The sequence below is a fragment of the Ruegeria spongiae genome, from assembly GCF_023502395.1.
Lineage (GTDB): Bacteria > Pseudomonadota > Alphaproteobacteria > Rhodobacterales > Rhodobacteraceae > Ruegeria_C > Ruegeria_C spongiae.
Genome location: NZ_JAMFMB010000018.1, coordinates 1 through 12,328, shown reverse-complemented (window position 1 = coordinate 12,328; position 12,328 = coordinate 1). Strand labels below are relative to the sequence as shown.

14 protein-coding genes are annotated in these 12,328 nt (G+C 61.6%); 1 reads left to right on the top strand and 13 read right to left on the bottom strand.

Translation table 11 applies throughout. The annotated features are described in order from the left end of the window. Positions 1-124: 124 nt before the first annotated feature. The 10 genes from M3P21_RS14365 to M3P21_RS14320 form a co-directional block, all read right to left on the bottom strand. Entirely contained in the window at positions 125-577 is a 453-nt protein-coding gene (locus tag M3P21_RS14365) for a paraquat-inducible protein A (protein ID WP_249710840.1), read from the bottom strand. Positions 578-715: 138 nt separating this feature from the next. Beyond that, a complete protein-coding gene (locus M3P21_RS14360; RefSeq protein ID WP_249710838.1) occupies positions 716-1,063 on the bottom strand; it encodes a hypothetical protein in 348 nt (115 codons plus the stop codon). Between the two features lie 112 nt (positions 1,064-1,175). Then, on the bottom strand, positions 1,176-1,922 hold the full coding sequence (locus tag M3P21_RS14355) for an ABC transporter ATP-binding protein (RefSeq protein WP_249710837.1): 747 nt from the start codon (positions 1,920-1,922) through the stop codon (positions 1,176-1,178). Continuing rightward, positions 1,919-2,701: an MlaE family ABC transporter permease gene (locus tag M3P21_RS14350; RefSeq protein ID WP_249710836.1), complete on the bottom strand. Its 783-nt coding sequence runs from the start codon at positions 2,699-2,701 to the stop codon at positions 1,919-1,921. Before M3P21_RS14350 ends, M3P21_RS14355 begins: the two co-directional genes overlap by 4 nt. After that, positions 2,698-3,732, bottom strand: a complete 1,035-nt coding sequence (gene alr / locus M3P21_RS14345) for an alanine racemase (RefSeq protein ID WP_249710835.1) — start codon at positions 3,730-3,732, stop codon at positions 2,698-2,700. Before alr ends, M3P21_RS14350 begins: the two co-directional genes overlap by 4 nt. 234 nt (positions 3,733-3,966) lie before the next feature. Beyond that, the gene (locus tag M3P21_RS14340) at positions 3,967-5,457 is read right to left on the bottom strand and encodes a replicative DNA helicase (RefSeq protein WP_249710834.1); all 1,491 of its coding nucleotides are present in this window, start codon (positions 5,455-5,457) and stop codon (positions 3,967-3,969) included. 198 nt (positions 5,458-5,655) lie between these two features. After that, positions 5,656-6,333 carry an orotate phosphoribosyltransferase gene (locus tag M3P21_RS14335; RefSeq protein ID WP_249710833.1) on the bottom strand — a complete coding sequence of 226 codons (678 nt, stop codon included), beginning with the start codon at positions 6,331-6,333 and terminating at the stop codon, positions 5,656-5,658. Between the two features lie 23 nt (positions 6,334-6,356). Further along, positions 6,357-7,397 carry a dihydroorotase gene (pyrC, locus tag M3P21_RS14330; RefSeq protein WP_249710832.1) on the bottom strand — a complete coding sequence of 347 codons (1,041 nt, stop codon included), beginning with the start codon at positions 7,395-7,397 and terminating at the stop codon, positions 6,357-6,359. Between the two features lie 51 nt (positions 7,398-7,448). Then, the gene (locus M3P21_RS14325; protein ID WP_249710831.1) at positions 7,449-8,411 is read right to left on the bottom strand and encodes a phosphoadenosine phosphosulfate reductase; all 963 of its coding nucleotides are present in this window, start codon (positions 8,409-8,411) and stop codon (positions 7,449-7,451) included. Positions 8,412-8,499: 88 nt separating this feature from the next. After that, on the bottom strand, positions 8,500-9,579 hold the full coding sequence (locus M3P21_RS14320) for a glycosyltransferase family 2 protein (protein WP_249710829.1): 1,080 nt from the start codon (positions 9,577-9,579) through the stop codon (positions 8,500-8,502). A gap of 182 nt (positions 9,580-9,761) precedes the next feature. Between M3P21_RS14320 and M3P21_RS14315 the strand changes: the two genes are divergently transcribed. Further along, a complete protein-coding gene (locus M3P21_RS14315) occupies positions 9,762-10,670 on the top strand; it encodes an AAA family ATPase (RefSeq protein WP_249710826.1) in 909 nt (302 codons plus the stop codon). Positions 10,671-10,772: 102 nt separating this feature from the next. On the opposite strand, the gene M3P21_RS14310 is transcribed toward M3P21_RS14315, so the two are convergent. The 3 genes from M3P21_RS14310 to M3P21_RS14300 form a co-directional block, all read right to left on the bottom strand. Then, a complete protein-coding gene (locus M3P21_RS14310) occupies positions 10,773-11,753 on the bottom strand; it encodes a contractile injection system protein, VgrG/Pvc8 family (RefSeq protein ID WP_249710824.1) in 981 nt (326 codons plus the stop codon). 85 nt (positions 11,754-11,838) lie between these two features. Further along, entirely contained in the window at positions 11,839-12,045 is a 207-nt protein-coding gene (locus tag M3P21_RS14305; RefSeq protein ID WP_249710823.1) for a tail protein X, read from the bottom strand. A gap of 33 nt (positions 12,046-12,078) precedes the next feature. Next, on the bottom strand, positions 12,079-12,328 hold a 250-nt coding region (locus M3P21_RS14300), incomplete at its 5' end, for a phage tail protein (protein ID WP_249710822.1).

Genomic DNA, 12,328 nt, shown 5'->3' with positions numbered 1-12,328 from the left:
TACTGATGAACCGGCGGAAAAGCGCTTAACAATATTTCCAGCACTCAGCGCATGGTTCATCCACACGAAACAAATGCTCTGACCTCAATGAGAGGATGATACACAGATATTGGTTTTCAAGCAATTACACGTTGTGTTGACCGGCTTTGATCGCGTTTTCGGTGAGATATCCCAGCAACAGTGAGGCCAGGATACATCCCGTGAACAGGTAGAGCCCCCAGGCGGTTTCGATGGTTCCGACCCCGATGGACTTGACAACACTTATGTAGACCGCTGCCAGGAAAACATCGCCCATCGCCAGTTTTCCGAGGATGTGCAAGCTGGGCAGCAGGCGGGTATCCAGCAGGCCCCATTGCACCAGCACAAGGCCGATTGTCTTGAGGTAGGGCGCAAAGATCGCCAGAAAGGTGACCAGCAGCGCGAGGGCCACATCGGTCCCCCAAAGCGCCTGCAAGCCCGAGATCACGCTGATCTCGCTCAGCCTGAAGATTGGTAGCAAGCCCGCCCGCATCAGAGGTGCGAACCATGCGATGGGGTAGAGGATCAGCAGGGAGAGGGTGAGGAGGCGGAGAGGCATAGGGTTCCATAGGACGAATCTTTGCACCCGACCTAGTAACTGTCATTAGACAGAGCAAGGTAGGCAAAAAGCCTCGACGACCACCGAGGCCTATTTGATTTGAACCAAATTTAGCCCGGCAAACTGAATCTTCGCAGTTTAGGCCCAGTCGACCTTAAGACGGCCAAGAGCAGTTTTTCTTGAGAGTCCGCTCCATGGTCTAAACTGTTTCTTTATTCTGTTGCGCCGTGGCAGCTTTTCGATCGCGTCCATGTTGTTGGTGCCGTTGTACCAGGAGTCGAACAGCAGCGCCTTGACATCGTCATCAAGGACAGCATCGGCAACGCGATAACTGCACATGCAATCGGATTGGCTCATTCCACCGCCACGACCATCCGATATCATTTTTTTGCAAATCTGTTGCCCTGTTGGGGCTGCGTTGACTGCACCAGAGATCACAAGGCCTGAGAGAACGAATGCCATGCCAAACCGATTGTTAAATTTCATCTTTTTTTGGATTTCCTACATAGATGTTGTTGTTGGATCGCGGCGTTCGCTCGCGCTGACGTCGTAGAGCTTCGAGGGCATTGAAGAAGGCCCACTTGATGTGAGCGAGCGCTCAACGAACCGCCTCTATCGGCCCCTCGGCGCTGCCCGTAATAAACTGTTCCAGATAGGGATCGCCCGAGGTGTCCATTTGGGACACAGGCCCGGTCCACTGGATCACCCCGTCATGCAGCATGGCCACATTGTCGGCGATGGCGCGGACCGAGGACATGTCGTGGGTGATGGTCATGGCCGTCGCGCCCATCTCGACCACGATCTCGCGGATCAGGTCATTGATGACGCCGGACATGATCGGGTCGAGGCCGGTGGTGGGCTCGTCAAAAAAGATGATCTCGGGTTCGGCGGCGATGGCGCGGGCAAGGCCGACGCGTTTTTGCATCCCGCCCGACAGTTCCGCCGGAAGCCGGTCGGCCACATCGGATTTCAGCCCGACGCGGCGCAGCTTCTCGATGGCGATCTCGCGGGCTTCCTCGACCGGGCGTTTCAGCGAACCGCGCAGCAGGCGAAAGGCGACATTCTGCCAGACGGGCAGGGAGTCAAACAGCGCACCGCCCTGAAACAGCATGCCGAAGCGGGCCAGAAACGCGTCGCGATCCCCGGTCGAGGCATCTTTGCCATCGACCATGATCCGCCCCGCATCAGGTTTGATCAGCCCAAGGATACATTTCAGCCCCACCGATTTGCCGGTGCCAGACCCGCCAATGATCACCATCGAGGTGCCCTTGGGGATCTCAAGATTCATGCCGCGCAGCACGTGGTTGTCGCCAAACGACTTTTGGACATTCTCCATCAGGATCATAGCGAGAAGAACACCCCCGTGAGTACAAAATTGGCCGCCAGGATCAGGATCGCCGCCGCCTCGACCGAGCTTTTGGTGGCCCGGCCCACACCTTGTGCTCCGCGGCCTGAATCCATGCCGTAGTAACAGCCCATCACCGCCGCGATCCCGCCGAAAGCCGCGCCTTTGGCGAGCGAGGAGACGACGTCGCGCATCTCCAAAAAGTCAACGGTATTGCGCAGATAGGCGGCGGGGTTAAAGCCAAGATTCTGCACCGCAACAGTATAGCCGCCCGCGATTCCGATGATGTCGCCGATGCCCACCAGAACCGGCACGGTGATCAGCGCCGCCAGCACGCGGGGCGCGACGAGATACTTCATCGGATTGGTCGAAAGCGTCACCAGCGCGTCGATCTGCTCGGTCACCTTCATGGTCGCGATCTCGGCCGCGATCGAGGAGGTGACGCGGGCGGCAATCATCAGGCCGACCAGAACCGGCCCCAACTCGCGCACCATGCCGATGGCAACGATTTGCGGCACCACCGCCTCGGCGTTGAAGCGCGCGCCGCCGGCATAGATCTGCAATGCCAGCGCGCCACCGGTAAAGATCGCGGTCAAACCCACCACCGGCAACGACAGCCAGCCGATGTTGAGCAGCGAGATCATCAATTCGCGCGGATAAAAGGGAGGGCGGAAAATATGGCTGATCGCACGTGCTGCAAACAGCGACACGGCTCCGAATGTGCTCAGCAATTCGAGCGTGAGACGTCCGAGCCAGCCCAAAGGCGCCAGAAGGATCATGCGATGTAGCTCCGGCGGTATCTGTTGCCCAGCGAGGTCAGGATCTCATACCCGATCGTGCCCGCCGCCTCGGCAAGGTCGTCGACCGTCTGCATCCGGTTCAGGATTTGCAGGCTTTCGGGCGCTTTTTCCAGATCGGTGATATCGACGGTGATCAGGTCCATCGACACGCGACCCACGACAGGGCAGGTCTGGGTGCCATGGAACAGGTCGATACCTGCGCCAAGCGCGCGGTGCAGCCCGTCCGCATAACCGGCAGCGACGGTGGCGATGCGGGATTTGCGCGGCGCGGTCCAGGTGTTGCCATAGCCCACGGTTTCGCCTTCTTCGACACTGCGCACCTGGATCACCGGCAGATCAAGCGTGACAACCGCCTTTGCCTCGTCAAACGGTTCCCCGCCATAAAGGCCGACACCGGGCCGGCAGAGGTCGAAGTGATAATCCGGTCCAAGCAGCAGACCACCGGTGGCGGCCAGCGACCTGGGAACTTGAATATCGTCCGTCAGCTCTTTGAAAACACGTAATTGTTGCGCGCTCATCTCGTGATGCGGTTCGTCCGCACAGGCCAGATGCGACATGATCAGCGTCGGGCCCTGTCGCAGCGCGACATCCCTGAGCGCGGCCCATTCATGCGGTTCCAGCCCCAGTCGGTTCATGCCGGTGTCAAGCTGGATTCCAAAAGGGTGGCCGCCCAACTCGCGCGCATGTCGCAGCATCTGTTCGACCGAATTGATCATCGGTACCAGCTTGTGGTCGCGCAACAGCGGGGCGTCGCCCGCCATATGGCCGGCAAAGACCGAAATGACCGGCCCGTCACCAACGGCCTTGCGCACGGCGGCGCCTTCTTCGGCCACAGCCACAAAGAACTGCCGCGCACCGGCCTCAGCCAGCGCCTTGGCAGCCCGGCCCACGCCCAGTCCATAGCCGTTTGCCTTGACCACGGCACCGGTTTCACTGGTGTTTCTGGCATCCAGCGCTTTCCAGTTATCGGCCAGCGCGGTCAGGTCGATTGTCAGATGTGATGTGCTCATGGCCCCGTTCATGACATGGAGGCAGGGCAGGTCAAGTCAGAAATCCCCGCAGTCGGGCGGGTTTACGCAGAGATTCCGGCAAAGTCTAGCTTGGCGTTTCCGGTCCGGAAACAGGGGGCGGAAAAACCGCGACATCGTCTCTGCTTTCATAGGCCGCAAGACCTGTGCGCAAAACGCCAAAGTGATAACCATCGAGACCGGTGCAGGATTGCGCGGCCCCTCTGGCGCGGGGCCTCAATGCCCCATGTCTTCGATCCCCTGTTGCCAGGGTTTGACCAGGTTGCCGAACCGGGTGAACTGCGCCTCGAAGCTGAGTTCAACCGTGCCGATGGGGCCGTGACGCTGCTTGCCCACGATCACCTCGGCCTTGCCATGCAGGTGTTCCATCGCGGTCTTCCACTCTTCCATCTTGTCGAGTTCGTGATCGCCGGGCTTTTCGCGTTCCTTGTAGTATTCCTCGCGGAACACGAACATCACCACATCGGCGTCCTGCTCGATCGAGCCGGATTCGCGCAGGTCGCTGAGTTGCGGGCGCTTGTCGTCGCGGTTTTCCACCTGACGCGACAGCTGGGACAGGGCCACGACCGGGATCTGCAATTCCTTGGCGATGGCTTTCATGCCCATCGAAATCTCGGCGATCTCGTTGACGCGGTTGTCGGCCATGCCACGGCAAAGCTGCAGATAGTCGATCACCAGCAGGTCCAGCCCATGAGTCCGTTTCAGTCGACGCGCCCGGGCCGCAAGCTGCGCAATGGGCAGGGCGGGTGTGTCGTCGATGAACAGCGGACAGGCCTCAAGATCCTTGGCGGCATTGACAAAGCGGCGGAACTCGCCCTCGGTCATGTCGCCCTGCCGGATTTTGTGCGACGAGATTTCCGAGGCCTCGGCCAGAATCCGCCCCGCAAGCTGCTCGGCGCTCATTTCCAGCGAGAAGAACCCGACCACGCCACCATCGACCGCGCCTTCGCTGCCATCGTTTTTCAGCCCGCGCTTATAGGCCTTGGCCACGTTGAAGGCCACGTTGGTCGCCAGTGAGGTTTTCCCCATCGAAGGGCGTCCCGCCAGAATGATCAGGTCCGAAGGGTGCAGGCCGCCCAGTTGCTTGTCCAGGTCGGCCAGACCGGTCGAGAGTCCCGCCATGCCGCCGCCACGCTGATAGGCTTCATTGGTGACGTTCACGGCTTCGGTGACGGCCTTGAGGAAGGATTTGAACCCCTGTTCGGTCTGGCCCTGCTCGGATAGTTGATAGAGTTTCTGCTCGGCCTCGACGATCTGTTCCTTGGGCTCGGAGGCTACGTCAACCCGCGCCGCCTTGTCCGAGATTTCGCGGCCCAGCCCGATCAACTCGCGCCGGATCGCAAGGTCATAGATCATCTGGGCATAGTCATGCACCGCAAACGCGCTGATCGAGGCCCCGGCGAGGTTGATCAGATAGGTGGCGCCGCCCAGTTCTTTCAGGCCCTCGTCATCGGCCATGAAGGATTTCAGCGTCACCGGCGAGGCCAGCGTGTTCTTGGCGATCCGGGCCGAGGCGACCTCGTAGATGCGGGCATGCACCGGGTCATAGAAATGCTCGGGCCCGATGATGGCGGCCACCCGGTCATACAGGTCGTTATTGGTCAGGATCGCGCCCAGAAGCTGCTGTTCGGCCTCGATGGAATGCGGCATGGTCTCCGCATTCTGAATCTGGATCTGCGCCTGATCGATACTGCTGATCTCGTTCATTTTGTTCTCACCGCCCTTGAGTGAGGGGTCATAGCTTATTCGCCGCGGCGGGGGCAAATTGTATGTTTCTGGGGATAGTTTGTGAGTAGTCACCCGCCCCCAACATCATGCATGGGCAGGGCGTGCCCCGTCAACATCTTGTGTGCTCGGCGGGAGTTTACCGGTCGGGGCACACGGGTGGCCGCAGATGACGTAAAGTCAGCTTTTTTGGGCGTCCTGCCATCCGCGCGGGTCGTTCAGGAACGCCTCGACCCCTTCCAGAGTCTCGGCGTCAAAGGCGTTTTGGGCGCGCGCCTCGGCCAGCACATCCCACCAGGTGCACAAGTGATGCAGTGCAACCCCGTGATCGCCCAGCGTCTTTTCCGTATCCGGGAAGATGCCGTAGTAGAAGATCACTGCCGTGTGTCCGCAGGTTGCGCCGGTCTCGCGGATGGCATCGACGAAGCTCAGCTTCGATCCGCCATCGGTGGTCAGGTCCTCGACCAGCAACACCCGCTCGCCTTCGCTCATTGCGCCTTCGATTCGGGCGTTGCGGCCGTAGCCTTTGGGCTTCTTGCGCACATAGGTCATCGGCAACGCCATGCGCTCGGCCACCAATGCGGCAAAGGGTATGCCTGCGGTCTCACCGCCCGCGATATTATCGAACGCCTCGAGGCCCGCGTTGCGCATTACGGTGACGGTCAGGAAATCCATCAGGGTGGACCGGATGCGCGGATAAGAGATCAGCTTGCGGCAGTCGATATAGGTCGGGCTGGGCAACCCGCTGGCCAGCGTGAAGGGCTCGCGCGCATTGAAATGCACCGCCTTGATCTCAAGCAGCATCCGGGCGGTCAGGCGGGCAATCTCGTCGGCGGGCGGGTAGGATGTGGGGATCATCATCAGGTCCTTGAAGTCGTTGTTCAGGCGGTGACGTGCCAATGCACCGGGAAACCGGGATCAAAGACCGTGACCGGGCCGTCGCCGGTGTCGATCTTGTCGGGGTAGCTGACGGCATCGCCCTTGGTCAGGGTCAGGCTGCCCTCATTGACCGGCAGGCCATAAAACGCGGGTCCGTTGCGCGAGGTGAAGCCTTCGAGACTGTCCAGCGCACTCTCTTCTTCGAAGACATGAGCCAGCAGCGACATGGTGTTGGTGGCGGTGAAACAGCCCGCGCAACCACAGGCGCTTTCCTTGAGCGGGTCGGTATGGGGCGCAGAATCGGTGCCCAGAAAGAACCGGGCATCGCCGCTGGTGGCGGCAGCGCGCAGGGCCAGACGGTGTTCTTCGCGCTTGGCGACGGGCAGGCAGTAGTAGTGCGGCTTGATGCCGCCCACCAGGATATGGTTGCGGTTGATGATCAGGTGATGGGTGGTGATCGTCGCGCCCAGATCCTGCGCATTGGCCTTGACATAATCGACCCCGTTCTTGGTGGTGATATGTTCCATCACCACCCGCAGGCCGGGCGTGTCGCGGCGGATCGGGTCGAGGACCCATTCGATGAACAGCGCTTCGCGGTCGAAAATGTCGATCTCCGCGTCGGTGACTTCGCCATGCACGCAGAGCGGCAGGCCGATCTCTGCCATCCGTTCCAGCACGCCGCGCACCTTGTCGAAATCGCGGACCCCGCTGGCCGAGTTGGTGGTGGCACCCGCCGGGTATAGCTTGACCGCCTTGATCAGCCCGCTGGCGTGCGCCGCGGCCACATCCTCGGGATCGGTGTCCTCGGTCAGGTAAAGCGTCATCAGCGGCGCGAAATCCATGTCCTCGGGCAGGGCGGCCAGGATGCGGTCGCGATAGGCACCGGCCTGGGCCCCGGTCACCACGGGTGGCACCAGGTTCGGCATGATGATGGCACGGGCAAAATGACGGGCGGTTTCGGGCAGGACGGCCTGCAACATTGCGCCGTCGCGCAGATGCAGATGCCAGTCGTCGGGGCGGCGGATCGTAAGGCTTTGGCTCATGCGACCCGGCTAGCACAGGTGCCGGTGACGGGAAAGCCCTTGTGGCCCGGATCAGGTGGACCTGTCCGGCGGCGGCCTGAAGACCCCCTCTGCCGCGAGCTGTTGCAGCCGTTCCAGGCGACGTCGCAACCGGCGCATCGGCAGTCGGGCAATTGTGTTGCGGCACAGCAGCATCTCAAGATAGGGGCGTTCCTGGTGTTCCAGAATGTTTCGCAGCATCCGAAGATAATGTGGAGACGCGCGGCGGGCGCGGAACATCCTATAGAATTCGATCTCTGTCAGCGTGTTCTCGGCTGCTTTTGTCAGCAGACGGGACAGCAGCTTCATCTCGGACAGGCGGGCCTGCAGATCGCTGCCCATATGACGCATGCGCAACCGCGTCACATTGGGTCGCGCAAAGAGCGTGGCATGCATCGCATCCAGTTGCTGGCCGGGATCGTAGAGCACAAAAGCCTGATCAGCGGCATCCAGCATGTCGGGTGCATAGCCGAACCGGTCATCAAAGGCGGTGCGGCGCATCGAGGTGAACCGGTCGTCCCATTCCGTCATCCGTGGGTCCAGCGTCGCTTGCGGCTGGACCGCAATGACCGAGGCACCGGGGGCAGCGACAGAAAACGCCGCCGCAGCATAGCCGCACGACCCCGCACCATAGAACACCACCTTGTCATACGCCTCGAATATTCCGTCATCGATCAACCGGTCGAAAAAGGCATAGACCGCGTCATCGCGAAACCAGGTGTCGCCGTTGGAGATGAGGCACAGATGCGACCAGGACCTCTTGCGGATCATCTCGAATCCCAGGGGTTGCTGGCTGTCCGAGAGGGCGCGGATATCCTGCATCGTCTCGAAACTCACCAGCAGGGTCGGGCTGCGGGGTATGAAGGTTGCGAAGTGCTGCTCGCCCAGCTCATGCGCTTCCCCCTCGGCCCGTGCCTGGTCCAGCAATCGCGCCTTCCACAGGCGGGGGCGCAGGTTGACCAGCGGCTGGTCAAGGGCGCTTTCGATGTCCTTCATATGCCGACCCTCAGAGATCCGGTCGCTTCGCGGACCGGTTGGATACCCCCATGAATAAAGGGCGAATGAGGCCAAATCGGGGTTGAACTCAGGTCTCTTTCTGGCTGTTATCCGCCCCGGCGCCTCTGGTCTTCATGAGGCCGAGACTGGCAAACCCGGCCAGTGTTTCGGCCGCGCTGGCTGAAACCGGGCGCGATGGGGGCGTCATCAGCAGGCGCGTGAACAATGCGCGATATGCGTCCTGCTCCATCAACTCGCGGAACCGTTCGTGTCGCCAATTCACCGCGCTTTCATGCAGATGGGCGAGATCGGGATCTTCCAGCATCTCGGCGCGCAGCGGATCGGCGCGCTCGCTGATACGCAAGATACTGTCGTCGGTCTCGGTGTTGAGGTTTCGTTCGACCCAGTAATCCATGCCCAGCAGGTCGCCAGAATGCACCGCGCGACCCCGATCGGCCTTGAGCACATAGCTCTCCATCGCGCCAAGCGGGTAGTGGTTCAACTGCGCCAGGCCATAATTGTCGCGTCCATAGTCGGAAAACACCCTCTTCTTCTGCTGCTTCAGGTCGATCTCGCGCCCGGACCCGTCGAACCAGCGGGCCTCTGCCTCGTTCTCGGGATGCGGCGAGCGGGGGCGGTGCACGCCCAGTTTCCGGTAGCTTCCGTCATTGCGGTAGAGCGTCTTGAACATTGCCGCACGCCAGGGCCAATGCATGATCACCGGCGCGCAGCGGGTGAAGGTCCGTGGCACCGAGGTGTCAGCGTAACGCGTGACCTCGCCATTGCCGAACAGCCGCCAGGTCAGCGTGATGGCCGTGGCGTCGGGCAGGGCGGCGGTCAGTTCCTGTACGGAGCCGTCGCCGATATGGATGTTGACGAACTCATCCACATCCAGCGGCAGAATCCAGTCGGCCCGTTTGACCAGCCGGTGCTTTGACGCCGCTTTGAGCGCGGTGAACTGGATGCCACCCTTGTCATAGGGGCCGTCGTTGCGCAGATGGGTCAGGTGGCCCATCTCCTCCAACCGGTCGAGGATCGCGTCAGTGCCGTCCTGGCAATCGTTGGAAAACACCAGGAAATCGGTGAAACCCGTCGCCTGATGATGGGCAAGCCAGTCCAGCAGAAAGGCCCCTTCGTTGCGAACCGTCAGCACGGCCAGATATCGCATGCAATCTCCCCGATCCCGTGACCGGGATGCTTTGCATCTTGCCCGCGCAATTCATGGCATCTTGCCCCCAACCCGTCAATCGCCCGGACCGGGGCAAGCGTGATGCGACTAAGGTCGCACCGCTCTTTGCTTGACGCCAGAGCCGTGCCATGACCTGCTGCACCGGGAAAAAGGGAGATGACATGCAGCGACCAGACAGCATCGATGCGGTTCAATCCGCGCTGACCGCGCAGGGCTATGTCTGCGGCCGCGCGCTGGCCACGGTTGTGTTCCTTGCGCTCAAACTGGGCCGCCCGCTGTTCCTTGAGGGCGAGGCGGGCGTCGGCAAGACCGAGATCGCCAAGGCGCTGTCGGCCGCGCTGGGCCGCCGCCTGATCCGGCTGCAATGTTACGAGGGACTCGATGCCTCGAGCGCGGTGTATGAGTGGAATTTTCCGGCCCAGATGATTGCCATCCGTACCGCCGAAGCTGCGGGCGGCGCGGATCGCAGCGCGCTGCAATCCGAGCTGTTCAGCGACGATTATCTGATCGAACGCCCGCTGCTGCAGGCCATGCGCCCGGATGAGAACGGCGCGCCGGTGCTGCTGATCGACGAGCTTGACCGCACCGACGAACCTTTCGAGGCTTTCCTGCTGGAGGCGCTCAGCGATTTTCAGGTCACCATCCCAGAGTTGGGCACGATCAAGGCCGCCGAACCACCTATCGTCATCCTCACCTCGAACCGCACGCGCGAGGTGCATGACGCCCTGAAACGCCGCTGCCTCTATCACTGGGTCGACTACCCGGATTTCACCCGCGAGGTCGAGATTCTGCACGCCCGTGCCCCCGAAGTCGCCGAGGCGCTCAGCCGCGAGGTTGTGGCGTTCGTCCAGCAATTGCGCACCGAGGATCTGTTCAAGAAACCCGGCGTGGCCGAAACCATCGACTGGGCCAAATGCCTGCTGGCGCTGGACGTGATCGACCTCAGCCCCGAAGTGATCGCCGACACGCTTGGCGCGGTGCTGAAATACCAGGACGACATCCAGCGGCTTGAAGGCTCCGAGGCCAAGCGCCTGCTGGATCAGGCCAAGGCAACGCTCGAACCGGCCTGATGTTTCTTCTGTTCAAAAATACCTCGGGGGTATGGGGGCAGCGCTGGGCCGGCCCAATTTTTTTTCATTGCGGAACGTTTTAATTTTCATCGTCGCTGCCGTCTAGCCGGTTTCTGATTTCGGCTTTTCGGCCTCGATTGAGGTGGTGAAGCCGCCCCCGGCGATCCGATGTCTGGCGCTCTTGATCGACCAGGTGCCGGAAACCCCGACGCGGAAGCCGGTGGCGAGGATTTGGCCCTCGGCAGCGATGAGCGGATCACCAACCATTTCGATGCTCAGCGTGTCGTTGCCACGCCCCAGCTCGTCCAGTTTGGCACGGGCGGCGCGCTGGGCCTCGCCCTGATCGGGATAGGCATGGCGCAACCGCTTGACCGGCGCACCCTCGCCAGCGGTCACCTTGTCGCGTGTTCCTGTCTGCTGATTGTGCCAGGTGGCCTCGACCGTGCGGAAGTTTCCGCGTGTCGCCAGCGTCATCGACCAGCGGATGTTGCCGGTCTTGCGCTCCGGCACCGGTGGCATCGGAACGCCGCCAGCGGTCTTGCCTTCACCCTTGCCCATGAATACCAGCGTGTCGCCCTTCACGCTGGCAATGGCGTCGTGATCCTTCGCCAGCCGTGTCATCAGGTTGATGTCGCTTTCGTCGGTCTGATCGAGGTGGCCATATATGATGTCACGGAACCTCTCAGATACCTTCGCCTTGAGGCCATGCGCCTCGGCAATGGTTGCGGCGATGTCGGAGAGGGTGCTGTTGTCCCATGCGCGGGTCACCTGGGCCTTGATCGAGCCGCCCAGGTTGGCGGCCTTGCCCCGGATAATCACCCGGTCAGGCGGGCCTTTTGCCACCACCTCAGCCGACGTAAAGGCCCCCATGGGCGCGAGGAAGGTTTCCTCGTACCCCATGAACACCGCAAGCGGCGCACCGGGCAGCGGCAGCTCCACGGCGTTGTCGCGGTCATCCAGTGTGATTTCCACGCGATCCGACTTGAACCCGGCCTCGTCGGTCACGACCAGGCTCAGCAGCCGCTCGCTGATCTGGTCGGTGATGTTCACCCCCGCCGCAATGACTTTGAAAGCTGGTGTCATGGTTTGCTCCCTTGTCGCAAATGGGCTCCGCCCCTTCGCCTCTCAAACCATCCCCCGGATGGTTTGCCGCTGCGCGGACAGAGGCTCAGCCCCAAAGCCGCAGGGTTGGCCGCTGGGGCGCGGCATCCTCGACCGGCGGCAACTCGATCAGCAGGCCCGAGGGCAGTACCGCCCCCCGCGCCGAAAGACCGGGGTTGGCCGCGATCACATCTTCGATCCGCCAGGACAGATCGCCATAATGCTTGGTGCAGACCGCATCCAGCACGTCGCCATCTTTGGTGCGATACTTCATGTCAGGCCCTCAAGTAACCAAGTGGCAGGCGCATCAAACGAGCCTCGCCAGCGTCGAAACGGCGGCAATACCGAGTTGGAACCCGTCGACGCCGCCCGCGTCACCGCCATATTCCTTGAGCGTCATGGAAAACGTTATGACACGCGGCGACCCGTCGCCCATCAGCTCGGACTTGGTTTCGGCAATCCTGATAATGACCCAATCGCCCAGCACAAAACCGCCATACCCTTCCAGCATCAACAGCGGCTTGCCGCGCTCGGCAGTGGCGCGCATGAGGTCGAGC